The organism is Sphingomonas sp. SL1004, from assembly GCF_057815015.1.
In genome coordinates this window covers 2639467-2666279 of the sequence record NZ_JBYMUX010000001.1, presented here as the reverse complement: position 1 = coordinate 2666279, position 26813 = coordinate 2639467, and the positions used below count along the sequence as shown (strand labels likewise).

The 26813-nt window shown below is 65.4% G+C and carries 28 protein-coding genes; 9 read left to right on the top strand and 19 right to left on the bottom strand.

Annotated features, from left to right (window positions below):
* Window positions 1-7: 7 nt before the first annotated feature.
* Window positions 8-1648 (top strand): S10 family peptidase, encoded by a 1641-nt coding sequence (locus AC3D24_RS12005; protein ID WP_489030921.1) that lies wholly within the window; start codon window positions 8-10, stop codon window positions 1646-1648.
* A 149-nt stretch (window positions 1649-1797) separates the two neighbouring features.
* Here AC3D24_RS12005 and rpoN read toward each other — a convergent pair whose 3' ends face one another.
* From rpoN to AC3D24_RS11980, 5 genes are all read right to left on the bottom strand, one after another.
* Window positions 1798-3297 (bottom strand): RNA polymerase factor sigma-54, encoded by a 1500-nt coding sequence (gene rpoN, locus AC3D24_RS12000; protein WP_489030919.1) that lies wholly within the window; start codon window positions 3295-3297, stop codon window positions 1798-1800.
* A 153-nt stretch (window positions 3298-3450) separates the two neighbouring features.
* A complete protein-coding gene (gene lptB, locus AC3D24_RS11995) occupies window positions 3451-4233 on the bottom strand; it encodes an LPS export ABC transporter ATP-binding protein (protein WP_056474335.1) in 783 nt (260 codons plus the stop codon).
* 108 nt (window positions 4234-4341) lie between these two features.
* Complete coding sequence (locus AC3D24_RS11990; RefSeq protein ID WP_489030916.1) at window positions 4342-4881, bottom strand: LptA/OstA family protein; 540 nt, start codon at window positions 4879-4881, stop codon at window positions 4342-4344.
* A 5-nt stretch (window positions 4882-4886) separates the two neighbouring features.
* Entirely contained in the window at window positions 4887-5540 is a 654-nt protein-coding gene (gene lptC, locus AC3D24_RS11985; RefSeq protein ID WP_489030914.1) for an LPS export ABC transporter periplasmic protein LptC, read from the bottom strand.
* A complete protein-coding gene (locus AC3D24_RS11980; RefSeq protein ID WP_489030912.1) occupies window positions 5540-6160 on the bottom strand; it encodes a ribonuclease D in 621 nt (206 codons plus the stop codon). The genes lptC and AC3D24_RS11980 overlap by 1 nt, the downstream gene beginning before the upstream one ends.
* Window positions 6161-6463: 303 nt before the next feature.
* Here AC3D24_RS11980 and AC3D24_RS11975 point away from each other — a divergent pair, with 303 nt between their 5' ends.
* Window positions 6464-7327, top strand: coding sequence for a cold-shock protein (locus tag AC3D24_RS11975; protein WP_489030910.1), 864 nt, complete (start codon window positions 6464-6466; stop codon window positions 7325-7327).
* 112 nt (window positions 7328-7439) lie between these two features.
* Window positions 7440-8207 (top strand): glutaminyl-peptide cyclotransferase, encoded by a 768-nt coding sequence (locus AC3D24_RS11970; protein WP_489030908.1) that lies wholly within the window; start codon window positions 7440-7442, stop codon window positions 8205-8207.
* A 252-nt stretch (window positions 8208-8459) separates the two neighbouring features.
* Here AC3D24_RS11970 and AC3D24_RS11965 read toward each other — a convergent pair whose 3' ends face one another.
* The 6 genes from AC3D24_RS11965 to AC3D24_RS11940 all read right to left on the bottom strand — a co-directional run bounded on the left by AC3D24_RS11965 (window position 8460) and on the right by AC3D24_RS11940 (window position 12902).
* Window positions 8460-9233 carry an AcvB/VirJ family lysyl-phosphatidylglycerol hydrolase gene (locus AC3D24_RS11965; protein WP_489030906.1) on the bottom strand — a complete coding sequence of 258 codons (774 nt, stop codon included), beginning with the start codon at window positions 9231-9233 and terminating at the stop codon, window positions 8460-8462.
* Window positions 9234-9304: 71 nt separating this feature from the next.
* Entirely contained in the window at window positions 9305-10897 is a 1593-nt protein-coding gene (locus AC3D24_RS11960) for a cisplatin damage response ATP-dependent DNA ligase (protein WP_489030904.1), read from the bottom strand.
* A 273-nt stretch (window positions 10898-11170) separates the two neighbouring features.
* On the bottom strand, window positions 11171-11356 hold the full coding sequence (locus tag AC3D24_RS11955) for a DUF1328 domain-containing protein (RefSeq protein ID WP_489030902.1): 186 nt from the start codon (window positions 11354-11356) through the stop codon (window positions 11171-11173).
* A gap of 67 nt (window positions 11357-11423) precedes the next feature.
* Complete coding sequence (locus tag AC3D24_RS11950) at window positions 11424-11921, bottom strand: Dps family protein (protein ID WP_489030900.1); 498 nt, start codon at window positions 11919-11921, stop codon at window positions 11424-11426.
* A 63-nt stretch (window positions 11922-11984) separates the two neighbouring features.
* A complete protein-coding gene (locus tag AC3D24_RS11945; RefSeq protein ID WP_489030898.1) occupies window positions 11985-12551 on the bottom strand; it encodes a TMEM165/GDT1 family protein in 567 nt (188 codons plus the stop codon).
* A 3-nt stretch (window positions 12552-12554) separates the two neighbouring features.
* On the bottom strand, window positions 12555-12902 hold the full coding sequence (locus AC3D24_RS11940; RefSeq protein WP_489030896.1) for a hypothetical protein: 348 nt from the start codon (window positions 12900-12902) through the stop codon (window positions 12555-12557).
* Window positions 12903-13093: 191 nt separating this feature from the next.
* Between AC3D24_RS11940 and rpmG the strand changes: the two genes are divergently transcribed.
* A complete protein-coding gene (rpmG, locus tag AC3D24_RS11935; protein WP_055881863.1) occupies window positions 13094-13261 on the top strand; it encodes a 50S ribosomal protein L33 in 168 nt (55 codons plus the stop codon).
* Between the two features lie 345 nt (window positions 13262-13606).
* On the opposite strand, the gene AC3D24_RS11930 is transcribed toward rpmG, so the two are convergent.
* Window positions 13607-13969, bottom strand: a complete 363-nt coding sequence (locus tag AC3D24_RS11930; RefSeq protein ID WP_489030894.1) for a response regulator — start codon at window positions 13967-13969, stop codon at window positions 13607-13609.
* A gap of 36 nt (window positions 13970-14005) precedes the next feature.
* Between AC3D24_RS11930 and AC3D24_RS11925 the strand changes: the two genes are divergently transcribed.
* From AC3D24_RS11925 to AC3D24_RS11910, 4 genes are all read left to right on the top strand, one after another.
* Window positions 14006-14275, top strand: a complete 270-nt coding sequence (locus AC3D24_RS11925; RefSeq protein ID WP_056490061.1) for a DUF3572 domain-containing protein — start codon at window positions 14006-14008, stop codon at window positions 14273-14275.
* Window positions 14272-14898 (top strand): HAD family hydrolase, encoded by a 627-nt coding sequence (locus tag AC3D24_RS11920; protein WP_489030891.1) that lies wholly within the window; start codon window positions 14272-14274, stop codon window positions 14896-14898. Before AC3D24_RS11925 ends, AC3D24_RS11920 begins: the two co-directional genes overlap by 4 nt.
* A 200-nt stretch (window positions 14899-15098) precedes the next feature.
* Entirely contained in the window at window positions 15099-15563 is a 465-nt protein-coding gene (locus tag AC3D24_RS11915; protein WP_107963944.1) for a RidA family protein, read from the top strand.
* 74 nt (window positions 15564-15637) lie between these two features.
* Window positions 15638-16783, top strand: a complete 1146-nt coding sequence (locus tag AC3D24_RS11910) for a GNAT family N-acetyltransferase (protein WP_489030889.1) — start codon at window positions 15638-15640, stop codon at window positions 16781-16783.
* Here the strand turns inward: AC3D24_RS11910 and AC3D24_RS11905 are convergent.
* The 4 genes from AC3D24_RS11905 to AC3D24_RS11890 form a co-directional block, all read right to left on the bottom strand.
* Window positions 16746-18332: a hypothetical protein gene (locus AC3D24_RS11905; protein ID WP_489030887.1), complete on the bottom strand. Its 1587-nt coding sequence runs from the start codon at window positions 18330-18332 to the stop codon at window positions 16746-16748. The two genes, AC3D24_RS11910 and AC3D24_RS11905, sit on opposite strands and share 38 nt — an antisense overlap.
* Before the next feature lie 11 nt (window positions 18333-18343).
* On the bottom strand, window positions 18344-20158 hold the full coding sequence (locus tag AC3D24_RS11900; RefSeq protein ID WP_489030885.1) for a hypothetical protein: 1815 nt from the start codon (window positions 20156-20158) through the stop codon (window positions 18344-18346).
* A 167-nt stretch (window positions 20159-20325) separates the two neighbouring features.
* Window positions 20326-21843, bottom strand: coding sequence for an NAD(P)/FAD-dependent oxidoreductase (locus tag AC3D24_RS11895; RefSeq protein WP_489030883.1), 1518 nt, complete (start codon window positions 21841-21843; stop codon window positions 20326-20328).
* 252 nt (window positions 21844-22095) lie between these two features.
* Window positions 22096-23313, bottom strand: a complete 1218-nt coding sequence (locus AC3D24_RS11890) for an argininosuccinate synthase (RefSeq protein WP_353469838.1) — start codon at window positions 23311-23313, stop codon at window positions 22096-22098.
* Between the two features lie 134 nt (window positions 23314-23447).
* Between AC3D24_RS11890 and AC3D24_RS11885 the strand changes: the two genes are divergently transcribed.
* Window positions 23448-23840 (top strand): EF-hand domain-containing protein, encoded by a 393-nt coding sequence (locus AC3D24_RS11885; RefSeq protein WP_489030881.1) that lies wholly within the window; start codon window positions 23448-23450, stop codon window positions 23838-23840.
* A 135-nt stretch (window positions 23841-23975) separates the two neighbouring features.
* On the opposite strand, the gene AC3D24_RS11880 is transcribed toward AC3D24_RS11885, so the two are convergent.
* Genes AC3D24_RS11880 through AC3D24_RS11870 form a run of 3 tightly spaced genes read right to left on the bottom strand, consistent with a single transcriptional unit; the run spans window position 23976 to window position 26808 of the window.
* A complete protein-coding gene (locus AC3D24_RS11880) occupies window positions 23976-25220 on the bottom strand; it encodes a class I SAM-dependent methyltransferase (RefSeq protein WP_489030879.1) in 1245 nt (414 codons plus the stop codon).
* Window positions 25221-25267: 47 nt separating this feature from the next.
* Entirely contained in the window at window positions 25268-26029 is a 762-nt protein-coding gene (locus tag AC3D24_RS11875) for a molybdopterin-dependent oxidoreductase (RefSeq protein WP_489030877.1), read from the bottom strand.
* Complete coding sequence (locus tag AC3D24_RS11870) at window positions 26026-26808, bottom strand: cytochrome b/b6 domain-containing protein (RefSeq protein ID WP_489030875.1); 783 nt, start codon at window positions 26806-26808, stop codon at window positions 26026-26028. Before AC3D24_RS11870 ends, AC3D24_RS11875 begins: the two co-directional genes overlap by 4 nt.
* Between the last annotated feature and the right edge of the window lie 5 nt (window positions 26809-26813).

The following is a 26813-nucleotide window of genomic DNA, read 5'->3' as shown; positions in this document are numbered from 1 at the left end:
ATGATCCGTGGCCCGTTCGACCAAGTTCGCCGCTCTGTTACTGCTAGCGCTCTCGACCACCGCCATCGCGCAGGACGCGCCGAAGAAGGACAAGTCCGAGAGCAACGCCGATCGGATGAAGGCCGAGGCGGAGGCGGATTACGCCAACGCGCCGGTTGCCGAGCAGGAGGTCAAGTCGAAGGGTCGCGTCACCGTCGGCGGCAAGTCGCTCGGCTATACCGCGACCGTCGGCACGCTGACGCTGCGCGATACCGAGGGCAAGCCGACCGCGAGCCTGTTCTACACTGGCTACACGCTCGACGGGGTGAAGCCCGGCACCAAGCGCCCGGTGACGTTCTTCTACAATGGTGGGCCGGGGTCCCCCAGTTTCTGGCTGCACATGGGCTCGTTCGCGCCGGTCCGGCTGCGCACCGCCAACCCCGAATACATCAAGCCCGCGCCGTACGACTTCGGGCCCAACCCCGACACGCTGCTCGACAAGACCGACATGGTGTTCATCGACGCGGTCGGCACCGGTTATTCGCGGCCGCTCGGCGACACGAAACCGTCCGCCTTCTACGGCGTCGACGAGGATGCCGATGCGTTCGCCAAGGGCATATTGCGATACGCCACCAAATACGGCCGCTGGAACAGTCCCAAATTCCTGTTCGGCGAAAGCTATGGCACCACCCGCTCGGGCGCGCTCGCCTACCAGTTGCAGGATCGCGGGATGGCGCTGAACGGTGTCGTGCTGCTGTCGTCGATCATGAACTATGGCTACCGCCAGCCGGGGCTCGACGAGATCTATCTCAACTACCTGCCGAGCTACGCGGCGAGCGCCTGGTACCACAACCGCCTGCAGAACCGTCCCGCCGACGTCGCCACGACCGTTGCCGAGGCGCGCGCGTTCGCGACCGGGCCGTACGCGGCGGCGCTGTCGAAGGGGCAGACGATCTCGGATGCGGAGCGCGATGCGGTCGCCACCCGGATGAGCCAGTTGATCGGGATCTCGCCCGACTTCATCAAGCGCGCCAATCTCCGCATCGATCTCGCCCGCTTCCAGAAGGAGCTGTTGCGCGACCAGCGGCTGACGCTCGGGCGGTTCGACTCGCGCTACACCGGCGTCGATAGCGATGCGGCGGGCGAGCGGCCCGAGACCGACGCGTCGGACACCGCGATCGCCGGCGCGTTCATCGCGACGTTCAACGATTACGTGACGCACACGCTCGGCTACAAGACCGAGATGCCCTACCGGCTGAGCGCGCGCGATGCGCCCGGCTGGACATGGAACTGGAAGCACGACGCCCCCGGCCGAGGCGGGCAGTCGCAGAACAACCCGAATACCGCGGTCGATCTGGCGGCGGCCATGCGCGAGAATCCGTATCTGAACGTGCTGTCGATGAACGGTTACTATGACATGGCGACGCCGTTCTTCGGCACGGAGAACGACCTTGGGCATATGATGCTCGATCCGGCGCGGCAGCGGAATTTAGCGTTCCGGTACTATCCGGCGGGGCACATGACGTATCTCAATCCTGAGGCGCTGCACCAGATGAAGGCGGATCTGGCGCGCTGGTATGATCAAGCGGTGGGCGAGGCGCGGAGCGCGACGCCGCCGGGTGGCGCTAGCGTTTCGGGGGCGGGGGACTCGGGGCAGGTTCCGAACTGAGCCGGTGCGATCCTCCCCCGCCAGGGGGAGGTGGCTGGCGTTTGCCAGACGGAGGGGGAGGTAAGGGAAACCACTGTTATCGTGCCCTCCCCCTCCGTCGCCTTCGGCGCCACCTCCCCCTGGCGGGGGAGGATCGCAGGGACGTTAGCCTACCGAACCCCCTCCAGCGCCTTCGCCCGGCGGCGTTGCACCGAACTTCCGATTCCCAGTGCCTCGCGGTACTTCGCGACCGTCCGCCGCGCGATGTCGAAGCCCTTGCCGTTGAGCAACTCGACCAGCGTATCGTCCGACAGGATTTTGGCCCCCTCGGTATCGATCAGCGCCTTGATCGCCGACTTCACCGCCTGCGCCGACACCGCCTCGCCGCCATCCGCCGACTGGATCGCGCTCGTGAAGAAGTATTTGAGCTCGTACAGCCCGCGCGCGCACGACACGTATTTGTTGCTCGTCACCCGGCTGACGGTCGATTCGTGCATCTCGATCGCGTCCGCCACCTGGCGCAGCGTCAGCGGGCGGAGATGCGCGACGCCCTTGAGGAAGAATGCCTCCTGCTGCTTCACGATCTCGGTCGCGACCTTGATGATCGTCCGCTGGCGCTGGTCGAGCGCCTTCACCAGCCAGTTCGCGCTGGCCAGGCAGTCCGACAGCCACGCCTTCGACGCCTTGTCCTGCTGCCCGCCCGAGAGTTCGGTGTAATAACTCCGATTCACCAGAACGCGGGGCAACGTCGTGGCGTTGATTTCGATCGCCCAGCCGGCTTTCGTCCGCGCGACGAACAGGTCGGGGGTCACCGACTGCGACGGCTCGCCGCCATAGCGGCAGCCGGGTTTCGGATCATAGCCGCGCAGTTCGCGGATCATGTCCGCCATGTCCTCGTCGTCGACGTCGCACATCCGCTTGAGCCGCGTCAGTTCGCCGCGCCCGAGCAGGTCGAGATTGTCGATCAGCCGCGCCATGCAGGGGTCGTAACGGTCCGCCTCGCGCGCCTGCAATGCCAGGCACTCGGCAAGATCGCGCGCGCCGACGCCGGTCGGGTCGAACGTCTGGATCGTCGCCAGCACCGCCTCGACGCGGACCAGCGGCACGCCGAGCCGGTTGGCGATGTCGAGCAGCGACACGGTCAGGTAGCCCGCCTCGTCGATCTGGTCGATCAGGTGCGCGGCGATGAACGCGTCGTCGTGCGGGATGGCGGGCCCGGCTTGGGCGAGCAGGTGATCCGCGAGGCTGAGGCTGGTATCGGCGAACGCGTCTAGGTCGGGACCGTCCTCGCTGCCGGCACCGCCTGCGCTCGCGCCGGTCATCGAAAGCGCGCCGTCCATCCCGCTGCCGCCGTCGGCGACGCTGTCCTGCTGGTGGCTTTCGGTGGCGTAGTCGACGTCGAGCGTCGGTTCGTCGCCTGCGCCGGTGCCGGAGACGAGTTCGTCGGCGGCGACGCGTTCGTCGCGGACTTCGGGAGCAGGTTCGCGGTCGGGGGCGTCGTTGTCCTCGGCGGCACTGGCTTCGAGGAGCGGGTTGCGCTCGACTTCCTCGGCGATGAACCCCTCGATCTCGAGGTTCGACAGCGCCAGCAGCTTGATCGCCTGCTGGAGCTGCGGGGTCATTACCAGCGACTGCGACTGGCGGATATCCAGGCGAGGGGCGAGGCTCACTAAATCCTCCCCTGCAAGGGGAGGTGGCGGCGCGAAGCGTCGACGGAGGGGGGGCGCATCAGGCGCTGCGTTCGCGGAGGGCCCCCTCCACCAGCTTTGCTGGTCCCCCTCCCAGTGCCGGGGAGGAATGGATGCGCCAGCCTGTCCATAAAGCTAAAGCGAGAAGCCTTCGCCGAGGTACAACCGTCGCACATTGGCGTCGGCGACCAGTTCCTCCGGCGAGCCCGAGAACAGCACCCGGCCGTCGTAGATGATGTACGCGCGGTCGACGATCTCCAGCGTCTCGCGGACATTGTGGTCGGTGATCAGCACGCCGATGTCGCGGCGCTTGAGGTCCTTCACCAGATCGCGGATGTCGGCGATCGAGATCGGATCGATGCCAGCGAAAGGCTCGTCCAGCAGCATGATCGACGGGTCCGCGGCCAGCGCACGGGCGATTTCCGCACGCCGTCGCTCGCCGCCGGACAGCGCCATCGCCGGTGCCGCGCGGAGCCGGGTCAGGCCGAACTCTTCCAGCAGCGTATCGAGTTTCCGCTGGCGCGCCGCCTTGTCCGGCTCGGACAGTTCGAGCACGGTCAGGATGTTCTTCTCGATCGTCAGCCCGCGGAAGATCGACGTCTCCTGCGGCAGATAGCCGAGCCCAAGGATCGCACGCCGGTACATCGGCAGCTTCGTGATGTCCTCGCCGTCGAGCATGATGCGGCCCGAATCCGGCTTCACCAGGCCCATCACCGAATAGAAGCACGTCGTCTTGCCCGCGCCGTTCGGCCCCAGCAGCCCGACCACTTCGCCGCGCCCCACCGACACCGACACGTCGGTCAGCACGACGCGCTTGTCGTACGACTTGGCGATCGAGACGACCTGCAGTCCGTTGCTGACCGGCGGCTCCGAGATCGGTTCTACTGCCTCTATCGGCGGCAGCGTAGTGGCGTCCATGGGATCAGGCCCTCGCAAAAGTCAGCAGCCGAACGCTCGGCAGGAGTTTGGTAGGAAACATGTACGAGCGCGCCGCCGGAAGGAAGCCCTCGCGACACGCTCGAGCGATCAGTTGCGCTTGGGAACCGAGAAGGTGCCGGTCACGCGGCCGCCGGTCTGCGTGACGGTGCCACCGCCGGTGCTGGCGCCGCTGCTGCCGCCCACCGACGATCCGTCGATCACCGAGCGGCCGGTGTCGAGGTTCATCGTCAGGCGCCCGCCATTCACCGTGTTGCCGGCTTGCGTCAACGTGACCGCGCCGAGCATCGTGATGACGCGGCGGTTTAGATCGTAGATCGCATACTGGCTGCGCGCGGTCTGGTCGGGACGCTTCACAGTGACGCCGCCCGAGGCATCGAGCCGTGAGACCTGTGGGTTTCCGCCGATCACCTGCCCCGTATACGCCACCGTCATCCGTGCCGAGTTCAGCGTCATCTCGGCCTGCTTCACGGAGACGTTGCCCGACAGGATAGCCCGATTCGCCTTGTCCTGCAGCTCGATATGATCCGCGCCGAAATTGATCGGGGCGTTGGAGTTGTGCGCCTGCTGCGCGACCGCGGTCGTGGAGAGCAGGGCGGACAGGCCTATTAAGATGAGGGGCGCGCGCATGGCGGCTATTTCGGCCCTCTAGGCACGATCCGCAAGCGGGCATTGCCATCGAGCGTGACGGTGCGCTCCTCGAGGTTCGCGCGCAGCTTGTTCGCGCTGAAAGTCCCTTGCTGAACCGTGCCGGTCGCGGCGCCACCGCTTTCGAGCGTACGCGCCTTCATGTCGATCGTCGCATTGGTGGTCTTCAGGTCGTAGCCGCCCGCCGCGGTCGCGTTCAGCGGACCGAACAGCTGCACCTTCTCGGTGTCCATGTCGTAACGCCCGGTATTCGCCTTGATATTGGCGGGGCCGTCGGTGAGCTGGATTTGCGCAGCGAGCTGGTTGAGCTGAACGATCGGTTCGGCCGAGCTCTTCTGGATCGCGGACTTCGCGTCGAGCGTGAACGGCTGCCCCTTGCTGTCCTCGCCACGATACTGCGCTGCCTGCAGCTTCATCCGTTCCTGGGCGACGTCGACCTTGTTCTTGTCGAGCAGGAACGACACGTCGCCACCTGCCGTCAGTGGAGCCATCACCAGGAATGCTGCCAGCACGCCGATCGCGGTCGGCAGGCCGAGCCGCGCGATCGCGACCAGCCGGTCGTGACTGCCGCCCGGCGCGGCCCAGTCCTGTCGCGCGGTACGGGCGCGGCGGGCGACCGGAGAAGGCGGCGGAACGTCCATCAGGCGTGCGCGAAGATGTCGATTTCGGGCCAACCCGCGATATCGAGCGCCGCACGAGTCGGCAGGAAGTCAAAGCACGACTGCGCCAGCTCCATCCGGCCTTCGCGAATCAGGCGCTTGTCGAGTTCGGTCCGCAACCGGTGGAGGAAGCGCACGTCGGACGCGGCATAGTCCTTCTGCGCGTCCGACAATTCGGGGCTGCCCCAATCCGACGATTGCTGCTGTTTCGAAATGTCCTGCCCGAGCAGTTCGCGGACCAGCTCCTTCAGGCCGTGGCGATCGGTATACGTGCGGATCAGTCGCGAGGCGATCTTGGTGCAATAGACCGGGGCCGCGACGACCCCGAGATAATATTGGACCGCGGCAATATCGAATCGGCCGAAATGATAGAGTTTCACGCGCGCCGGATCGGCCAGCAGCGCCTTCAGATTGGGCGCGTCGTAGCCGGCACCGGCGGCGAATCGAACGAGATGCTCGTCGGGGCCGCCATCGGAAAGCTGGACCAGGCAGAGCCGATCGCGCGGCGTGATGAGCCCCATCGTCTCGGTATCGACGGCGATCGCGGCGCCGGCCGCGAACAGATCGGCGGGGATGTCGCCTTCGTGGAGATGAACTGTCATGGGCTTGGCCGTAGCGGTCCGACGCTGAACGCTCAATGGCCGTGATCCAACCCCGTGTCTAAATCGGGCGATAAGATGGCGTTTGGACTGCCTGTGCGACCAGTCGTGGCTGATGAGCGACACCTGCATCAGTATCGATCCTTATCGTGACCCAATACGTCAGAATCTATTCGCGACGGCTTGTATTTTGCGCTAAGGGTCCCCTCAAGGCGCAAAAGGTTTCGCGCTGGAAAACCTGCGTTCGTCGTCCGGCACAAGGGTTTTGAGAAATTTGCGGGCGAACCGGGAAGACGAACAGAGCTTATGGGTTTCGATAAAGGTGGCCGCGGGAACCGTGGCGGGCGTGGCCGCGACAAGCGCGACAGCTTCGGCGGCGGCGACAACGAGTTCGGCGGCGGCAGCAGCTTTGGCGGTGGCGGCGATCGGTTCGGCGGCGGCGGTAGCAGCTATGGCGGCGGCGGTGGCTCGAGCTACGGTGGCGGCGGTGGCAGCAGCTACGGCGGCGGCAGCAGCTTCGGTGGCGGCAACGGCGGCGGCGGTGGTTACCGCGGCGGCGGCGGTGGCGGCGGTTTCTCGGGCGGTGGCGGCGGCGGCGGTGGTCGCGGGATGCCTCCCCAGGTTGTCGGCGAAGGCACTGGCGTCGTAAAGTTCTTCAACGCGCAGAAGGGCTTTGGCTTCGTCGTTCGCGATGACGGCGGCGAGGACGTGTTCGTCCACATCAGCGCAGTCGAGCAGGCCGGCATGGTCGCGCTCGCCGAGGGTCAGCCGCTCGGCTTCACGCTCGTCGATCGCGGTGGCCGTATCTCGGCAACCGACCTGAAGATCGATGGCGAGCCGATGGCCGTCACCGATCGCGGCCCGCCGCGTGACCGTGATGCCGGCCCGGGTGCACCCCGTGGTGGCGATCGCGACCGTGACGGTGGTGCAGGTGGCGCACAGCGACAGCTCACCGGCGAGAAGGCGACCGGTACGGTCAAGTTCTTCAACGCGATGAAGGGCTTCGGCTTCATCCAGCGCGACGACGGACAGCCTGACGCATTCGTCCACATTTCGGCCGTGGAACGCGCCGGCATGGCGACGCTGAACGAGGGCGACAAGCTCGAGTTCGAGCTCGAGGTCGATCGTCGCGGCAAGTACGCAGCGGTGAACCTGAGCGCAGGCGGCTGATAGCTGCCTGACTCAGAACGCTGATCGTACCGTGTTCGGTAGGATAATGATTGCGGCCGGTTTCGCTTTGGCGGGGCCGGCCGTTCTCGTTTCATCATCTTCGTTGTCGTCCATGGCGCGAGCCGGGCAGGTCGCTGCGCCAGCCACGCGCGAGGCGACCCCCCGCGAGCCGACGCGGGTGCCGGTGTTCTCGGCGGCGATCGTTGCGCGCTACCCCCATGATCGCACCGCGTTTACAGAAGGGCTTCTGTGGCACGATGGCGCGCTGTACGAGAGCACGGGGCAGGAGCAACAATCCGACGTCCGCCGCGTCTCGCTCGCCGATGGCAAGATCCTCGCCAAAGCCCGAATCGACTCCGCCCAGTTCGGCGAAGGTCTCGCGCTATGGAAGGATCAGCTTGTCAGCCTCACGTGGCATGACGGCATCGCTCATCGCTGGGACGCCCGTACGCTGAAGCCCAAGGGCCAGAATCGCTACACGGGCGAGGGTTGGGGCCTGACGAGCGACGGCACGTCGCTGCTCCAGTCCGACGGCAGCCCCAACATCATTTTTCGCGATCCGCTGACGCTCGCCGAACGCAAGCGCGTCGCAGTGACGATCGACGGTCGTCCTTTAAGACAGATCAACGAACTCGAATATGTCCATGGCGCGCTGCTGGCGAACGTCTGGCACACCGGCTTCCTGGTCCGCATCGACCTCGCAACCGGCAAAGTCACTGCCGTGATCGACCTCCGCCCGCTGGTCGCCGAAGTCGCCGCGACCAATCCAGAAGCGGTGCTGAACGGGATCGCCTGGGACGCAAAGGCCGAACGGCTGTTCGTGACCGGCAAATACTGGCCGATGCTGTTCGAGATCAACATCGCCGCCGCGCCACAATAAGTCGTCGCGGTCGGTTAGCCGAGTTCGGCCTTCGCTCTTCCGCCGATTTCATAACGCCCTCTGCCGTTGCTCCCGCTATCATCACCCCACTCCGTCACGCCCGCTTCCGTCACCCCAGCGAAAGCTGGGGTATCCCCGTTGGCGGGCGCCGTGCCTTACCCGATGAGATCCCAGCTTTCGCTGGGATGACGGCGGGCGGGGGGTGGCGAGGAAGCGAGAGCAGAGACCGGCGCAACGGTCGCGTGCTTTACCCTAAAACCCCCGCCCGGCCCCCGGCGCCACTGCCCAGATCGCCGCCAGCACATGTCCCAGCAAACCATCCGCATCGTGATGAATGTTATGCCCCCCCGGCATCCCCACCTTCCGCACGGTCGGCGGCGTCAGCAATGGGCACAGGCTGTCCGTCTCCTCGACCCCGTAGATACAGGTGAACGGTGCCCATCCGAGCTGGTTGCCCGTCGTAGCGCCCACGCTGTCGAGCGTGCCGTGATCGTAGAGAAGCCCCGACGGATCGGCGCGATAGAAAACCGATTCGCCCGGCAGGATCAATACGATCGCCGCAACCCGAGTCCGCAACGACGGAGGCAGGTTCGCCAACCCGGTCTGGACGATGTCCGCGCCGTAGGACTGCCCCATCACGACGACCCGCTTCGCCCCGGTCCGCGCCAGCGCAGTCCGCACCCCGCCCGCGACGATCGCGTCCACTTCGCTTCGCGTCCGACGATGCGCGAACAACGCAGGCGTCGTGATTCCGACGACCGGGATACCGTGCTCCGTCAGCCCCCGGGATGTCGACGCACCGAGCAGGAACCGCAGCCCCATGTCGCCCGAGAAATTGACGACCGCGATCGGTGGCGCTCCCGCAGCGTGCACGCCGATGGCAGGGTATACGTGGACCGGATCGTGGTCGAAATAGCCCGCTAGATACACGAAGAAAACGACGATTGCGGAGAGAATACCGGTCACCCACACGCCGCGTCGCCAACGCCGGGCCGCTGCCGTGCGGGAAGGTTTCGAACTGTTCACCGGACCGTCCTTACGCGTACCAAGATGCGGCGCGATAGCGCGCTCTTCTACCCGCTTCGATGACGCGCGGATTACGTAATCATCCGCTTGAGCGTCTCGATCCGGTCAGCTTCCGCGGCGGGCTTGTCCGTCCTGATCCGCGCGATCCGCGGAAAGCGCATCGCGACGCCCGATTTGTGCCGCTTCGAATCGTGCAGCGAATCGAACGCGATCTCCAGCACCAGCGTTTTTTCCACTTCGCGCACCGGGCCGAAGCGATTCTGCGTATGGTTGCGGACGAAGCTGTCGAGCATTTTTAGCTCCTCGTCGGTGATCCCGGAATAGGCTTTGCCAACGGGGAGCAATTCGCCGTCCTCGGTCCAGCAGCCAAAGGTGTAATCCGAATAATAGGACGATCGCCGTCCTGAGCCGCGCTGCGCGTACATCATCACGCAGTCGGCGGTCAGCGGATCGCGCTTCCATTTGTACCAGAGCCCGGCACGGCGTCCGCCGACATAAGGCGAGTCGCGACGCTTGAGCATGACGCCTTCGATCGCCGCATCGCGCGCGGTGGCGCGGATCGCCTCCAGCGCGGTGAAATCGTCCGCCTCGATGACCAGGCTGAGATCGAACCGCTCGGCGTCGAGTTGCGGCACGAACGCTTCCAGCCGCTTGCGCCGGTCGGTCCACGGCAGCGCGCGCAAATCCTCTTCGCCATCGATCAACAGATCGTAGAGCCGGACGAACGCAGGATAGTCCGCCAGCATCTTCGCGGAGACGGTCTTGCGACCGAGCCGCTGCTGGAGTGCGTTGAAGCTCGCCGCGCCGCCGCCATCCTCAAGGGTGCCGCCCTGATGCTCGCCCTTCACCAGCAGCTCGCCGTCGACCGTGCCCGGCGTCCGGAATGCAGCCGCAATCTCGGGAAAGCTGGCGGTAACGTCATCACCGGTGCGGCTGTAGAGTCGCGTTTCCCCCGCGACATGGACGATCTGCACGCGGATGCCGTCCCATTTCCACTCGGCGGCATAGTCGGCGAGATCGACGCGCAAATCTTCCAGCCCATGCGCGAGCATGAAGGGTCGAAACACGGGCACGTCGGCGGGCGTGGGTTGTGCCCCGGTGCCCTCGGCCCAGGCGAACAGGCTGGGGTAAGGCGCATCGAGACCATGCCACACCTCCTCGACAGCATCGACATCGAGTCCGAACGCATCGGCCAGCGCGGTCTTTGCCAGCCGTGCGGACACGCCGATCCGTAGCGCCCCCGTCGCCATCTTCAGCAGTGCGAACCGTTCCTCGGCATCGGATCGGTCGAGCATGTCCGCCAGCGCACCAGGGGCGTCAGCACGCGAAAGAGCCGCGAGCCGATCGACGACGTCGGTAATCGACAGTGGCGTCGGATCGACCGGAACCGTCGGCTCGGGCCAGAGCAGCGCGACCGTCTCTGCGGTGTCGCCGACATAATCGCGGCTCATTCGGAACAGCACCGGATCGACGCGATCCTCGATCAGCCCGCGAATCACCGCCGATTTCACGCCCTTGAGATCGAGATCGCCGGTCAGTGCGGCCATCGCCCAGCCGCGATCCGGATCGGGCGTCGCGCGCAGATAATCCGCGATCAGCTTCAGCTTGGCGTTGCGAGAGCGCGTGTAGGTGAGCGAGTCGAGCAGGGCGGCGAAAGCGTGCATCGATCCTCAACGCGCCTGCCACGCGAAGGGATGCAGAACAGGTCCCACACCGGTCGCGCCTGTCGCAATCCTCCCCCGCAAGGGGGAGGTGGCACCGAAGGTGACGGAGGAGAAGGACACGGAAAAGACGTGATTCTTACCTCCCCCTCCGTCTGGCAAGGGCCAGCCACCTCCCCCTGGCAGGGGAGGATCACGACAGAGCGACGCAGATACGAAACGACCGCCGCCCGATGGGCCGGCGACGGTCGTATTCATGCGCCTGAGACAGGTGCGTCAGTCGACCGCGTTCTTGATCCCCTTGCCCGCCAGCAGGCCGAGCACGAGGAAGATCACGAACAGCGCGATCGCGATGAAGAACAGGATCTTGGCGATACCGATGAACGCACCACCGACGCCGCCGAAGCCGAGCAGCGCGAGCACGGCGCCGATGACGAGAAAAGTGATTGCGAGCTTCAACATATCGGCCTCCTGTTTGGTAGGATCGCTCAACCGGTCTGACGGCCGGATTGTTCCTCCGCAGTAACGATCAGGCCTTGCGGCTCGCCTCGAACAGGAACCATGCGCGTTCCTCGGCCTGGTCGGTCCACTCGTCGACGATGCCGCTGGTCGCATTGTCCTTCGCCGCGTCGGCGGCATCCTTGACGATGCGGAACTGCTCCACGAGCTTCACATTGTCCTCGCGCAGTTCGGCGAGCATCTCGGTCGGGCCGACGAACGCCGCGTCGTTGTCCGTGATGGTCTGGTGGCGCGAGACGTCGCCGATCGAGCGCAGCGTGGTATTGCCGGTCTTTCGCACGCGCTCGGCGATGGCGTCGGTGATGGCGAGGATCTGCGCGGACTGGTCGTCGAGCATCAGGTGGTAATCGCGGAAATGTGGCCCGGACATGTGCCAGTGGAAGTTCTTGGTCTTGAGGTACAGCGCGTAGCAATCCGCGAGCGCGGCGTTCAGCGCGTCGGCGACCGACTTGGTGCTGTTGCTCGGCAGGTCGGTGGGGGTGTCGAGGGCGGGGTTGATGTCGGCCATGTCTAGCTCCGGTTGTAAAGTCGTTGCGGTAACGATCCGATAGCCGAAATGCTCCCCCGCGATTCAGACCAGCCGCAAAGCGCCGAGTGCGAGGACGATGCCGATGACCAGAAACACGACGCCGATCGCAATCCGCAAAGACCGCAGCGGCAGCCTGAGCCAGGCCTTTTCGCCCATCAGCGCTGCGGGGACGATCACCACCAGCGAGCCGACCGTCGCGCCGATCGCCGCAAGGGCGGGGACGGGTGTGCGCGCCGCCAATGTCAGGACGATGAACTGCACGCCGTCGCCGAATGCCAGGATGAACAGCCCGAGCGCGGCGGTGGCGAGTGCACCGAGCGTCCAGCGATCGAGCCGTTCGGGCGCCTTGGCCGGGAAGAACGACCCGCCGCCCTGCAACAGCAGCGCAAGCGCGAGCATCAGTTGCTGCGCATTGGGTGCGAGCTTCGGCCCAATCACCGCGCCCAGCGTCGCCGCCAGCCCGCTGGCTGCGAGCAACGCGATCGCCGCCATCGCGATGACCGCGCCCGGCCTGGCGTAGCGGTCCGACAGGATCGCGGCGAGCCACGCGGTCCGATCGCCGACCTGCGCCAGCGCGGCCGCGACGAATGCCGCCATCAAGGCGTCCATGGATTATCCCGCAAGGCGCACCGAACAGGCGGCGGCGAATGCGTGGCATGCCTGTACGTCCTGCCGATCGCTGCCGACCGCATCGCGCAGGATCGACAACCAGCCATGGACCAGCGCGCCATGCTCGCCGCGGGACAGCGCCGAGTCGACGAAATGCGCGACGGTGACCGCGGGGTTCAGGCCATTGCTATGCGCAATGACGCGGATCGCATCGATCTCGGTGGCGATGTCGCATGGGCGGGAATAGGGGGCGCGGACGTCGATCGCGGCAATTCGCGCGGCGAGATCGGCTTTCACGGCGCCCATGTCGTCGATTCGTGCGGTAACGTCGATTCGTAGCGCCTGCCCCATGATCCTCGCTCCATTCTATCTGATGATAGAATGCGCTTATGGTAGTGAATAGCGGGTTAAATGACGCATTCTACGGCGTGTCGAGGGCGTAAAGCTTGACTTCGCCCTGCGCGTCCGCCATGCGCCGCCCCTGATGGAGCGGCGGCGTCAGTTCGCCGCTTTCGCATTTTCAAGCCATAGGAATTGGGCTCATGGCCAAGCCGACCACCGTAAAGATCAAGCTGCTCAGCACCGCTGACACCGGCTTCTTCTACGTCACCAAGAAGAATCCCCGTACCAAGACGGAGAAGCTCTCCTTCTCGAAGTACGATCCCGTCGTGCGCAAGCATGTCGAGTTCAAGGAAGCCAAGATCAAGTAATCCGGCCGGCGGTGCAAACCGCCGACTGATTGCGACGATCCGGAAAGCCGCGGGTAACTCCGCGGCTTTTGGCGTTTGTGTTTCCCTTCCGTTCGTCCCTCCCCCTTCCGCTTGCCCCCTCTCCCGTTCGTCCTGAGCAGCCGTCGAGTAGTCGCCGTAGGCGGCGTATCGAGAGGGCGTATCGAAGAACAGGTTGGCGCGCGGAACGCATGCTTCGATACGAGCCCTCGATACGCTCCTTGCGGAGCTACTCGGACTCTACTCAGCACGAACGGGAATAGGGTAAGGCACCGGATTATGGGTCGATGTGGCATGCCGGGCCGTGGCGAGAGGCGCGCGCCCGTCTCAGATCAGCGACCCCACCGCATCCATGAACCGCGCCAGACTGATCGGCTTCGAAACGTACGCATCCGCGCCAGCCGCCCGGATCCGCTCCTCGTCGTCCCGCCCGGCATACGCCGTCACCGCCATCACCGGGATCGCACGCAAATCCTCGTCCGCCTTCAGCTCGAGGATGATCTCGTAGCCGGTGACGTGCGGCATCTGGATGTCCATGATGATCAGGTCGGGCACGAAATCGCGAGCCCGCGCAACGGCTTCGCGGCCGTCGCGCACGGGTTCGACGGCGAACTGATGCGCGCGCAGCAGATCGCAGAATAGTTTGAGGTTCAGTTCGTTGTCCTCGACAACGAGCACCTTCTTTGTCACCGCCGCACCTTATCCGGAAAGAGGGCACGATAGGCAATGCGCGACCGCGATTCAAACGAAGACGCCGAAGCGCTCGCCCTGCGCGCGCTGGTATGGACCTTGGTCGAGCCCGACCGCGCGATGCGGCTGCTGTCGGTGACCGGGCTGGAGCCACACGATCTGCGCGCAAGGGCAAGCGACCCGACCGTGCTGTCCGCGGCGCTTGGGTTCCTCGAAAACCACGAGCCGGACCTGATCGCGTGCGCCGAATCGCTCGGCGTGAAGCCCGAAGCGCTGGTCCGCGCCCGTATGGAGCTTGAAGCATGAGGCCGCTGCTGATCAGCGATTGCGACGAAGTGCTGCTGCACATGGTCAAGCATTTCGGCGTGTGGCTCGACGAGCGCCATGACATCGACTTTGCGATCCAGCACGGCGATTTCTCGACTGCGATGACGCGCCGCGATGGCGGCCCGCCGCCGTCACGCGAGGATATGTGGACGATGCTGGGCGAGTTCTTCCCCGCCGAGATGCACCGCCAAACGCTGGTGCCGCATGCGGTCGAGGCGCTGGCGCGGCTTGGCGAGGTGGCGGATATCGTCATCCTCACCAACCTGCAGGACGAATGCCGCCAGCCGCGGATCGAACAACTGGCGAAGTTCGGCATCGCCCACCGTGTCGAGTGCAACCAGGGCGGCAAGGGTACGCCGGTATCGCGGCTGGTCGAGGAATATGGGAACCCGGTCACGGTGTTCGTCGACGATCTCGCGGTGCATCACGAGTCGGTCGCCAAGCATGCGCCGGGGGTGCACCGGCTGCACATGATCTCGGAACCGACGCTGGCGGTGAACGTGCCGAAAGCGCCTGAAGCGCATGCGCGAATCGACGATTGGCGCGAAGCTGCCGACTGGATTGCCGCGCGGTTCGAGGCGGGCTTGCCGGCGGACGCCTAATCTCTCGATCCTCCCCCGCAAGGGGGAGGTGGCTGGCCCTTGCCAGACGGAGGGGGAGGTAAGGGAAACCCTTGTTGCGTGTGCCTCCCCCTCCGTCGCCTGCGGCGCCACCTCCCCCTCGCGGGGGAGGATTGCTCGAACGGCGGTTCGTACCGAGGCCCACTTGACCCGTCCCCCAACGCTGTGGTGATGCTCCCCACATGACCGATCGTATCGACCGCAAGCTCGAAGAGCTGGGCCTCACCCTCCCGCAGGCTGCCGCACCCGTGGCGTCCTACGTCCCGACCGTGCTGGCCAACGGCATGCTCCACATCTCCGGCCAGTTGCCGTTCAAGGACGGCGCGCTGGTCACTGGCCGCGTCGGAGACGGCGTTTCGCTCGAAGACGCGCAGGAGGCCGCCAAGCTCTGCGCGCTCATGCTCGTCGCACAGATGAAGGCGGCACTCGGCACGCTCGGTCGCGTCGAGCGGATCGTGAAGCTCGGCGTATTCGTCAACTCCACCGGCGATTTCACCGATCAGCCCAAGGTCGCCAACGGCGCCTCCGACCTGATGGTCGCGCTGTTCGGCGATGCGGGCAAGCACGCCCGCTCGGCCGTCGGCGTCCCCGTCCTCCCGCTCGGCGCCGCAGTCGAGATCGACGCGATCGTGCAGGTTTCCGCCTGACCGTCCCGGAGGCGCGCCCGCGTCTCCACCCATGGCCCTTGGAGGCGCGCGCCCGCGTCTCTACCTAGGCGGCAATGAACGCCGTCACCGCTCGCATCGCCCAAGGCGTCACCTCCATCGCGGCCGAGGATTGGGACGCGTGCTCCGGCACCGCCAACCCGTTCGTCGGCCACGCCTTCCTCTCCGCGCTCGAAACGTCGCGTAGCGTCGGCGGCCGATCCGGTTGGCAGGCGCTGCCGGTCGTGGTCGACGGTCCCGACGGCAAGCCTGCCGCAATCGCCCCCGCTTACGCCAAGAGCCACAGCCAGGGCGAATACGTGTTCGACCAGGGTTGGGCCGATGCGTGGGAGCGGGCAGGGGGGCAATATTACCCCAAGCTCCAGATCGCCGCGCCGTTCAGCCCGGTGCCAGGCCCGCGCCTGCTACTCCGCGATCGGGAACACGCCCCAGCTCTGATTGCCGCACTGGAAGCGGTCACCGACCAAAGCGGGCTGTCGTCGGCTCACGCCACCTTCATCGACCCCGACGAAGTGGCGTTGTTCGAGTCCGCTGGCTGGCTGATCCGCCAGGGCACGCAGTTCCACTGGAAGAACGACGGCTACGCCAGCTTCGACGACTTCCTCGCCGTGCTCGCCAGCCGCAAGCGCAAGGCGATCCGCAAGGAACGCGCCGCCGCCGTCGAAGGCCTGACGATCCGCCATCTCACCGGCGCCGAGATCACGCCGGAGCTCTGGGACGCGTTCTGGATCTTCTACCAGGACACCGGCGCGCGCAAATGGGGTCAGCCGTACCTGACACGCGCCTTCTTCGACCAGATCGGCAAGACGATGGGCGACCAGATCCTGCTGATCCTCGCCGAACGCGACGGCCTGCCCATCGCTGGCGCGCTCAACCTGATCGGCGAGAACACGCTCTACGGCCGCTATTGGGGCGCGACCGAGGAGGTGCCGTTCCTCCATTTCGAGCTCTGCTATTACCAGGCGATCGACGCCGCCATCGCGCGCGGCCTGGAGACTGTCGAGGCCGGCGCGCAGGGCGAACACAAGCTCGCGCGTGGTTATGCGCCCGTCGCAACCTACTCCGCGCACTACATTCCCGATCCGAGCTTCCGTCGCGCGATCGCCGACTATCTCGTCCGCGAGCGCGAAGCCGTTGCCGAACAGCAGGAGTATCTCGGCGAGCTTACTCCGTTCCGGCGGGGCGAGCAGCAGGTCGGTTGATGCGGTAGAGCAGGCTCGTTCCGTCGCGGCGGATCAAGGTTAGGTCGCGGATCAGCGCCGGATCGAATTTCGGCGGGTGGATCAGCCACACGTAATCGAAGGCCGCGCGCGGGAATTTCTCCAGCGCCATCGAGATCGGCCGCCAGAACTGGCCCCGGCACTTGATGTCGCTGACAATCTCCGACGGATCGTGCGCAAAGCCCTTCGCCGCGGGATATCGCGTCGTCAGCAGCTGCGCGCCGGCCATCGACCATTGATCGTTGGTGAAGGCCAGGCGGCGCTCGAGTAGCAGCGCCGGCACATGCTCGAGCCGCGAATAGGCCCAGTCGTCGCGACAGCGCCGCCCGACGAACGACACGACGCGGGCGCGCTCGGGCACGGTATCGATCGCCGCGATCGCCTGGTCGTAGCTGCGGTCGTACATCAGGTAGCTGATCGTGGTCCCGCCGAGCCGCACCGCGAAGAACGCGAAGCCGATCACCGCCAGCACCGCTGCGCCGCGTAGCGACACGCCGGGTCGCGGCCGGAGCGCGATCAACGCGATCGCCAGCACGAACGGCGCGAGCCGCATGTCCGCATAGGCCGACCCGAACACGATCCGTGGCAACAGCACATAGACCGCCAGCAGAAACAGCGCCGACAGCCCCAAATTGCGCGAATATTCGATCGTCTGGTCGCGCACGCCGCGGAACAGGATCACGAACAGCACGGTGACCGACGCGATGTCGAACGCCATCCACCGGTCGCGCAGGACCATCGTGATCCAGTTCATCTTCCAGCGCCAGTTGAACCAATCCTGCGTCTTGCCGCCGACATGATCACCCGACCGCCAGATGATCATCATCACCATTGGCAGCGCGAGCGGCAGGCAGTTCAGCCCCGCCTGGACGAACGCCTTGAACCAGCCATGCGCCCAGCTCTTGGGATCGCTGTCGCGGCGGATGTCATGCTGGCGGATCAGCTCGGCGGAAAAGGCGAGCACGCCCAGCACGCCCCAGCCGAACGTGTGGCACAGCCACAACAGGCACGAGATCGGCACGAATATCGCGGCCCGCAGGCGCACGCGCTTCAGTCGGCCCATGCGCAGCCATAGCGCGAACAGGTTGAGCGCCAGCGCCATCGCCAGCGCGAAATTCACGAACCCGAACTGGAACGGGTAACTATAGGCGAGGGGCAGGGCGAACAAAGCGGTCGCCGGGATGCGGCCATGCACCTCGCGCGCGATCCACAACAGGCCCGTGACCGTCAGCGCCGGGATCGCGATCACGATCAGCTTAACCGCCAGCTGCAACCCGAAAATGGGGGCAAGCGGGATGATCAGCAGGTCGATGCCGAGATTGCCGATCATCTGCCAATGGAAGTTATACCATTCAGATAGCCAGGGATTATCGGCAATCGCGAGCTGTACGCGGTAGCGCCCCATATGCCCCGGCAGATCGACCAGCGGCGGCACCTCCGGCCACAGCAGCGGTATCATCGACGCGATCGCCACGGCGACGACGAAGCCGCGCGTCTGCCACCAGTGCAGCTTTTCCCCCGGAATGTTCATACCATCCGACCCTAGGGGCGGACGGGCGCTCCAGACAAGGGCGCGCGCGACGAGTTGTTGATTCGCCATGCAAGAACTGGCGATCCGGCGATCGGCACAGGTGTCAGCCACGCGAACCGCTCGCCGCGATCGAGTCGCGCCCACAGGCCGTTGGGCGCTTCGTCACGGTAGATGTTCATCTCGATCGCGCCGGGACACGCGATGACATACGCTGCGTCGCTGGCGACAATCGTGCCGCGCGCGGCATCGGGCGATTGCATGAAACCGGCGATGACGCGGTGCAGCGCGCGCGTGTTGCGGTGATAGCCACCCGCGATCGCATGATGGCCGGTCGTCGCGACGATCTCCGGCGTCACGTCGATCGGCGCGAACAGCGTGCTCGGCGGGAGCTGCTCCAACGCGCGGACATCTGCGACGCCCTGGCAGGGCAAATGGCCCGAGCCACGCATGTCCGAATGCGCCGGGGAGCCCGGCGTCGCCGCGAATAATGCGCCTGCTACCAATCCCGGCGATGCGGCGAGCAACGCGCCTGCGGTCGCCACGGTGCGCAACAATACCGGCCCGATCCGGCGCGTTCGCTCGAGCATGGCGAGCAGCGCCCAGGCTCCGCCGGGCAGTGCGAGCGCATTCGCGGTCGCCCCGGTCCGCATCACGAGCAACGACAGGGCAGTTGCAAAGACGAGGACCGCGAGCAGGGTTGCCCACCGTGTCGCTGCGGTACCATTTGCACGACGCCAGGCGAGCACTGTCCCGACCAGACCTACGATTGGAAAGCCGAGCGTCATCGCCGCCCACGCCGCATCCTGCCGCCAGATCGGCAGGCCCTCGGGCACGTTCTGGTACCAAACCCGGTACACCAGTGGATCGAGCGTCGCGAACGGTCCGCGCAGGCATTCAGGCGCAACGAGCAGCAGCGTCGCGACACAGGCGAGACCCGCCGAGGCCAATGCCGCGAGGCGAGCCGCGAGTGACCGAGTACCGAACATCGTGGCGACCGACAGTCCGACCGCGGCCACGCCGAGCACTGCCAGCCAGCCGGGAGAGACCGCATCGCATACGGTCGCGAACATCCCCGGGCCTCGCGTCACGCCATGCAGCAGCAGCGCCGCCCCAAAGAACGTGCTCGCCAGTCCGATCAGGAACGGACGACGCGCCGGCTTCCAGGCCCAGGCAAGTGCCGCAACCGCGGTGATCGCCACCGCAACAGGCAATCCCTCCAGCGAAATCGTCACCAGTGTCGCCAGCGCCAATCCGGCAAAAACTCCGGTTCGTGCCGTAGCGCGCCCGACTAGCAACGTCGTCGCGGCCATGGCCAGCACGATCTGCCAGCCATGATGATCGATCCGCAACGGTCGCATCTGGTAGACTATCGGGATCGACAGCGGCGCCAGTAGAAGCGCAAGTTTTGCGCGTTCGACGTCGCTCACCCGCCGCGTGAGGTCCGCGGCCAACGCCATCAGTGCGAGCAGTGTAAGCAGCGGTACGATGGTCATCGCCATGCGGTTCGCGGTATCGGGCACGAAGAGCGGATCCAGCACCAGCATCGTTGCCGCGATCGGCAGGTCGACGAGACGCGACCAATGCATTGCGAAATCGCCCCCGTTCAGCCGATGCTGGCCGACGTCCCACCAGCTCTGTCCGCCGAGCCAGTCGCGAACTTCGAGCAGGCGCATCGCGTCGTCGGGATCGGGAAAGCGCAGCGTCGCGATCGCGCTGGCGAACGCGAGGCACAGGACTAGCGCGGCCAGCGTCCAGCCCCCGAGGACAGTCGGCCAGAGACGGGTGCCGAGCTTTGGTTCGTCAGATGGGGGGGGGGCGTCAATCATGCCGTGCTCGTTCCAGCGATCAGCCCCACCTGCGCCACCCCGGCGAAGGCCGGGGCCCAGTTGGGGGACGTCGCTAACGGAGGGCATCGCGCTGTTACTACAACCTTTCCAACTGGGCCCCGGCCTTCGCCGGGGTGGTGCTCACGAATGACGTAGACGTCGCCCCATCACGCCGCCTTGAGCCGCTCCGGAACGTCGCGGACGCTGGAGAGCGCCGCAGCAATCCCCGCCTGTTCCCCCTCGTTACCCGCTTCGTGATATTCGGCGTCCTCGTTGACGCTCCAGATGTCGTGTACTCGCTTGCCCGCCTGGATATTGCGCACCGTCAGCATCGCGGTCATCATCGCGTGGTCCTGGTTGTTGTAGCGGTGCATCCCGTTGCGCCCGACACAATGCAAGGTCGGATGTCGCGTCTCGATCTCCTCGCGCAGGGCGTCGACGTTGTCGCGGTACTCCTCGTCGTACACCGGGTACGCCTTCTCCTGTCGCACCACCGCACCGCCGGTGACGTGCGCGGGATCGCACAGCCCGAGGATCGCCATTTCCTTCGTCGCCAGCGCGATCAGATCGGCATCGCTCGCCGCCCACAATCCATCGCCCTCGAAGCAGAAATACTCGAGTCCCACACACGCGATATCCGGATCGGGCACCATCTCCGGCGACCAGCTGCGGAAGTTCTGGACGCGACCCACCTTCACCTTCGAATCGTGGATGTAGATCCAGTTGTCCGGAAACAGGTCGGGCGACTTGATCATCAGCGCGACGGTCAGGAAATCGCGGTACCTAAGCGCACTCGCCTGCGGCAACGTCGTCGGCAACGGATGCAGGCGACCCGCCAGTTCGCGCATCGGCGCGCTGCTGATCACATGGCCCGCATCGATCGTGACGGTCCCGCCGTCGCGATCGGTAGCGGTGACGCGCCAGCGACCGGTCGAATCCTCGGCAAGCTGCTTCAGCGCATGCCCCATCAGGATCGTGTTGCCGTGCCCCAGCACCTTGTCGCGCGCGGCATCCCACATCATCCCCGGCCCGAGCCGCGGATAACGGAAACTCTCCAGCAACGTCTTGGTCTGCATGCCGTCATTGGGCTTCTTGTTGAGCCCAAGCGAGCGCTTCAGCCCATCGATCACCGCCCCGCCAAGGCTCAGTCCCTTGATCCGCTGGGCGGCCCAATCCGCCGACATCGTGTCGCACGGCATGCCCCAGACCTTCTCGGTATAGGTCTTGAAAAAGATCGAATACAGCTTGTGGCCGAACTGGTTGACCACCCAATCCTCGAAGCTACGGACGTTGGGGTTAGGTCGCAGCTTGGCCTTGGCATAGCTCGCCATGCACAGCGTGGAGCGCCAGATGCCGAGATTCCCCAGCGCTTCGAACGCACGCAGCGGATAGCTGTAGAATTTGCCTTCGTAATAGATCCGGCTCATCCGCGGGCGTTCGATGAAGTCGTCCGGCAGGATCTCGTTCCAGAGATCGACCACCGGCTGCGACTTCGAGAAAAATCGGTGGCCGCCGATGTCGAATCGGAAGCCCTGATGCTCGACGGTCCGGCTGATGCCGCCGACGTACACCGGATCCTTCTCGATCACGGTGACGGAATAGCCCGCCTTGCCGAGCAGATAGGCGGCTGTCAGCCCGGCAGGGCCCGCCCCGATGATCGCAACGTCGACAGGCGTGTTCGGCATCCAGACATTCCCCACAAGTTGCGAGGTTTATGACGGAAGATGCCTAAGGCGTGGTTAACGGGCGCGGGGTGCTGCGAGGGGCGGGGCGGAGGCGTTCACGTCACCCCACCTCACCTCACCGCAAGCTCACCTCCCCGGCGAAGGCCGGGGTCCAGATGGGAAAGCTACGGTAACGACGCGCCGTCCTTCGTCAGCAACGTCCCCCAACTGGGCCCCGGCCTTCGCCGGGGAAGTGTAATTCTGCTTGCCGATTTACTGGTCCCGCCGCCCCAGCAACCGCAACCTGAGCGCGTTCAGCTTGATGAACCCCGCCGCGTCGCGCTGATCGTACGCGCCCTGGTCGTCCTCGAACGTCACGACCTTCTCCGAATACAGCGAGTTCGCCGATTTGCGGCCCACCACGTACACGCCGCCCTTGTAGAGCTTCAGCCGGACGGTGCCCGACACCTTCTCCTGGCTGTGGTCGATCGCTGCCTGCAGCATCTCGCGCTCCGGCGAGAACCAGAAGCCGTTGTAGATCAGCTCGGCATAGCGTGGTGCCAGCTCGTCCTTCAGATGCGCGGCGCCGCGATCGAGCGTCAGCTGCTCGATGCCGCGATGTGCGAGGTGATAGATCGTGCCACCGGGAGTCTCGTACATGCCGCGGCTCTTCATGCCGACGAAGCGGTTCTCGACGAGATCGAGACGGCCGATGCCGTGGCGGCGGCCATATTCGTTCAGGGTCGACAGCAGCGTCGCCGGGCTCATCCCCTCGCCGTTGATCGCGACGCCGTCGCCACGTTCGAAATCGATCGTAATGTACTCGGGCACGTCGGGCGCATCCTCGGGGTTCACGGTGCGCGAGTAGACATAGTCGGGAACCTCGTCCCACGGGTTCTCGAGCACCAGGCCTTCGCTCGACGTGTGCAGCATGTTCGCATCGGTCGAGAACGGCGCCTGGCCGCGCTTGTCCTTGCTGACCGGGATCTGGTGCTGCTCGGCGAACTCGATCAGCCGCGTGCGGCTGGTGAGATCCCATTCACGCCACGGCGCGATAACCTTGATGTCGGGCGACAGCGCGTAATAGCCGAGCTCGAAGCGGACCTGGTCGTTGCCCTTGCCGGTCGCACCGTGGCTGACCGCGTCGGCGCCGACCATCTTGGCGATCTCGATCTGGCGCTTGGCGATCAGCGGCCGCGCGATCGACGTGCCCAGCAAATACAGCCCCTCGTACAGCGCATTCGACCGCATCATCGGGAACACGTAGTCGCGGACGAACTCCTCGCGCAGGTCGTCGACGAAGATGTGCTCGGGCTTGACGCCCATCATCTCGGCCTTGGCGCGCGCCGGCTCCAGCTCCTCGCCCTGGCCGAGATCGGCGGTGAAGGTCACGACTTCGCAGTTATACGTCTGCTGGAGCCATTTCAGGATCACGCTCGTGTCCAGGCCACCGGAATAGGCGAGCACGACGCGGTTGATCTGATCGGTCACGGGCAGGGTCCTTCGGCAATATCCAATGTCCGCGCCCCTATGCGCTGGGCGCGCCCCATGCAACCGCGTGCATTCATGGCGCGTACAACCAAACCGGTCTATTCGCGCCGCAAATCCTCTGGAGTTACCGCACCGTGCTACGCCAAAGCCTTACCCTTCTCGCTCTTGCCGGTCTTGCGACTCCGGCGCTCGCGCAGGAAACCCGCGCGTCCGCCTCGGCCAAGTTCAAGGCCGAATTCGCCGCGTCGGATACCAACAAGGACGGCGTCCTGACGCGTGCCGAAGTGCAGGCACGGATCGGCAACATGAAGGTCGGCGGGCAAGGCCGTCCGGACCCGGTCCACGCCAAGCGCCTCGCGGACCTGTGGTTCACCAGCGCGGACAAGAACAAGGACGGCAAGGTCACGCAGGCCGAGGCGCAGGCGCTGCTCGCGGCGACCTTCGCGAAGTACGACGCGAACAAGGACGGCAAGATCGGCGGCGACGAGCGCGCCGCAGCGAAGGCCGACGTGCAAGGGCCGCGCTGAGTCCTGACCGTTCGGCGATACTGCAAAATTTCCGTTCGTCCTGAGTAGCTGCTGAGCTCGTCGAAGCGACGTATCGAAGGACTGGCCCGCGTGGGTCATTGTCCTTCGATACGGGTCTTCGGCTTCGCTCAGTCCCTACTCAGGACGAACGGCGGGGGCCTCGCGCAACGCCCGCTCGCCCTCGATCATGTAGTCGCGCGTCAGCGGCAGGGTCATCCGGCCCTTCGACAGCTGGATCTGGTAATTGACCATCCCCCCGGTCCGAAACGCCGCCGCAGCCCCTGCAAGATAGAATGTCCACATCCGATAGAATCGCTCGTCGTACAACGCGACGATCGCGTCCTTCGCGGCCACCGTGCGGTCGTACCAGAGGTCGATCGTCAGCGCGTAATGCACGCGCAGCACTTCGATATCGCACGGGAAGAACTTCAGCCCCTCATACCCCTTTACGATCTCCGACAGCGCCGGGTTGTAGCCACCCGGGAAGATATACTTGGTCGTGAACGTGTCGGTCACGCCAGGCCCACCCATCCGGCCGATCGTGTGGAGCAGCATCACGCCGTCTTCCGTCAGCAGGTCGCGGCACTTGCGGAAGAACGCCTTGTAGTGCGCCGGGCCGACATGCTCGAACATCCCGACCGAGACGATCCGGTCGAATGTCCCGGTCAGCGCGCGATAGTCGATCAGTTCGAACTTCACCTTGTCGGCAACGCCGGCCTCTTCGGCACGACGGCGGGCCACCTTCAGCTGCTCTTCGGACAGCGTAACGCCGAGCACTTCGGCACCGGTCTTCGCATGTAGGTACAGCGCCATCCCCCCCCAGCCGCAGCCGATGTCGAGCACGCGCATGCCCGGCTTGATCGCGAGCTTGGCGGCGATGTGCGCCTTCTTGTCGTCCTGCGCCTTCTCCAGGCTGTTGTCCGGATCGGTGAAGTACGCGCAGGAATATTGACGGTCCGCATCGAGAAACAGGTCGTACAGCCGGTCCGACAGGTCGTAATGATGCGCGACGTTCTTCTTGGAGCGACGCGCCATGTTTACACGATCGACGCGGTGCACCACCTTGCCGAGCAGCTTGATCGGCAGCGACGGATTGAGCCCGCCGCCATGCTCCCACGGGCTGTTGCCCTTCAGCAGGTTGATCAGGTCGCGGATGTCGCCGCGGTCGATCACGAGGCGCCCGTCCATGAACGCCTCCGCCGCGCCCAGTGCCGGGTGGCGGACGATCGCGCCTGCAACGCCGGGCTGAGTCAGCCGGATCGTGACGGGATTGTAGGCCGGATCAGGCTTGCCGAAGTGCTTGGTGGTGCCGTCGGCGTGGATCAGGGTGAGTTCGCCGGTTTTCACCTGCCGGGCCAGGAAACGATCGAAAAGAGCCATGTTGCACTTGCTAACGATTGGTATGGAATTGCGCCAGCCCGGTTCGATCAGATCCCCGCATACCAGTCGTAATCGACGTTATCCTCCCAATATCCGCCCTTGCCCTTGCCGATCCCGGCGAGGCTGGCGACGGCGTCGATCGCCATGACGTATTTGGCGTGCTTGTAGCCGAGCTGCCGTTCGACGCGCAGCCGGACGGGGGCGCCGTGCGCGACGTCGAGCACCTGATCGTTGAGCGCCCAGGCGAGGATCGTCTGCGGGTGGAACGCATCGACCAGGTCGATCGATTCGTAATAGGGCGTGCCGCGGTACAGGTCGGCGCAGGTGAACACGATGTAACGCGCGGTATCGCGGATCTGCGCGGCTTGCAGCAGTGCACCGAGCTTCGGCCCCTGCCACTTGCCAATCGCCGACCAGCCCTCGACGCAATCGTGCCGCGTGATCTGTGCGCGCGACGGCATCTGGCGGAGTTGCGGCAGCGAGACCGACAGCGGCCGATCGACCAACCCGCCGACCTTCAGCCGGTAATCCGCGAAATTGTTGGCGACCATCGCGGTGTAATCCGCCGTCCCCGGATTGCTCGTGCCGTTCGAGCGGAAGATCGGCGACATCTGGGCGGGGGTGAACTCCGGCGCGAGCGCGTTGCGGTTGGTCAGCGCGCGTTGCAGCCCCCGGTTCATGTCCTCGCCCATGAACAGGATTTTCCGCGCCGACGGGTTCTGGATGACCTTGTCGCAGCCGGTCAGCAGTGCGCCCGCACCGAGTGTCGCACCGACAACGAGCGAGCGGCGGGTAATCAGCGCGCTCATGCGACGTCCTCCGACGGGTGCTTGGGAACGTGCCAACGCCCGGTGATCATCGACCGCACCTCGTTCCAGGCCCCCGCCAGGATCACCAACGCGAGATGCGCGACGATAAACAGTACCAGCCCGGTCGCGGCGATGAAGTGGATCGACCGCGCCGACTGCCGACCGCCGAACACTTCGAGCAGCCAAGGCCAAGCAGCGTCCATCCCCGGCGACATCGTCAGCCCGGTCAGGATCATCACCGGGATCAGCACGAAGATCGTCGCGACATAAGACAGCTTTTGGAGGATGTTGTACGCGCCCGGCCGCTTCGGATCGTGGAAGCGGAAGGCGAGATGTTCCTTCACGTCATGCCCGACCTCGCGCGGCGACAGATCGGCGGCGCGCACGCGGAGGTCGCGCTGGAAATGCTTGTTGATCAGGCTGACGATCATGAACCCGAGCAACGCGAACGCGAGCACCAGCGCGAACAGCAGATGCCAGCGCCGCGAGATTGCGAGGTTGTAGCTCGCCGGGATCGTCAGCAGGTTGAGCAATGTCACCAGCCAGCTCGGCCACTGGTCGAGCGTCGTCCATGCTGTGTCGAAATTTGCCCCGTACCGCCCCCAATACAGTCGCGGATGCGCTTTCAGGATGCCGATCCCGCTGCCGATCATGATGAACATCGTCACCACCGTCACCCAGTGCCAGACGCGCGTCGCCAGTTTGTGGCGTTTGACGACGGCCGCCGCACCGGGGACGGAACCAGAAACGGAATCGGAGGAGGCAACGGGATCGTTCATGCTCG

Bases quoted from the DNA above. Each gene is read 5' to 3' on its own strand.
- AC3D24_RS11990 (WP_489030916.1), bottom strand. From the start codon at position 4,881: ATGCGCGCGCCCCTCATCTTAATAGGCCTGTCCGCCCTGCTCTCCACG.
- AC3D24_RS11870 (WP_489030875.1), bottom strand. From the start codon at position 26,808: ATGAACGATCCCGTTGCCTCCTCCGATTCCGTTTCTGGTTCCGTCCCC.
- AC3D24_RS11980 (WP_489030912.1), bottom strand. From the start codon at position 6,160: ATGACAGTTCATCTCCACGAAGGCGACATCCCCGCCGATCTGTTCGCG.
- lptC (WP_489030914.1), bottom strand. From the start codon at position 5,540: ATGGACGTTCCGCCGCCTTCTCCGGTCGCCCGCCGCGCCCGTACCGCG.
- AC3D24_RS11975 (WP_489030910.1), top strand. From the start codon at position 6,464: ATGGGTTTCGATAAAGGTGGCCGCGGGAACCGTGGCGGGCGTGGCCGC.
- AC3D24_RS11895 (WP_489030883.1), bottom strand. From the start codon at position 21,843: ATGCCGAACACGCCTGTCGACGTTGCGATCATCGGGGCGGGCCCTGCC.
- AC3D24_RS11920 (WP_489030891.1), top strand. From the start codon at position 14,272: ATGAGGCCGCTGCTGATCAGCGATTGCGACGAAGTGCTGCTGCACATG.
- AC3D24_RS11970 (WP_489030908.1), top strand. From the start codon at position 7,440: ATGGCGCGAGCCGGGCAGGTCGCTGCGCCAGCCACGCGCGAGGCGACC.
- AC3D24_RS11945 (WP_489030898.1), bottom strand. From the start codon at position 12,551: ATGGACGCCTTGATGGCGGCATTCGTCGCGGCCGCGCTGGCGCAGGTC.
- AC3D24_RS11910 (WP_489030889.1), top strand. From the start codon at position 15,638: ATGAACGCCGTCACCGCTCGCATCGCCCAAGGCGTCACCTCCATCGCG.
- AC3D24_RS11880 (WP_489030879.1), bottom strand. From the start codon at position 25,220: ATGGCTCTTTTCGATCGTTTCCTGGCCCGGCAGGTGAAAACCGGCGAA.
- AC3D24_RS11940 (WP_489030896.1), bottom strand. From the start codon at position 12,902: ATGGGGCAGGCGCTACGAATCGACGTTACCGCACGAATCGACGACATG.
- AC3D24_RS11905 (WP_489030887.1), bottom strand. From the start codon at position 18,332: ATGAACATTCCGGGGGAAAAGCTGCACTGGTGGCAGACGCGCGGCTTC.
- AC3D24_RS11875 (WP_489030877.1), bottom strand. From the start codon at position 26,029: ATGAGCGCGCTGATTACCCGCCGCTCGCTCGTTGTCGGTGCGACACTC.
- AC3D24_RS11915 (WP_107963944.1), top strand. From the start codon at position 15,099: ATGACCGATCGTATCGACCGCAAGCTCGAAGAGCTGGGCCTCACCCTC.
- lptB (WP_056474335.1), bottom strand. From the start codon at position 4,233: ATGGACGCCACTACGCTGCCGCCGATAGAGGCAGTAGAACCGATCTCG.
- AC3D24_RS11960 (WP_489030904.1), bottom strand. From the start codon at position 10,897: ATGCACGCTTTCGCCGCCCTGCTCGACTCGCTCACCTACACGCGCTCT.
- rpmG (WP_055881863.1), top strand. From the start codon at position 13,094: ATGGCCAAGCCGACCACCGTAAAGATCAAGCTGCTCAGCACCGCTGAC.
- AC3D24_RS11900 (WP_489030885.1), bottom strand. From the start codon at position 20,158: ATGATTGACGCCCCCCCCCCATCTGACGAACCAAAGCTCGGCACCCGT.
- AC3D24_RS11950 (WP_489030900.1), bottom strand. From the start codon at position 11,921: ATGGCCGACATCAACCCCGCCCTCGACACCCCCACCGACCTGCCGAGC.
- AC3D24_RS11955 (WP_489030902.1), bottom strand. From the start codon at position 11,356: ATGTTGAAGCTCGCAATCACTTTTCTCGTCATCGGCGCCGTGCTCGCG.
- AC3D24_RS11925 (WP_056490061.1), top strand. From the start codon at position 14,006: ATGCGCGACCGCGATTCAAACGAAGACGCCGAAGCGCTCGCCCTGCGC.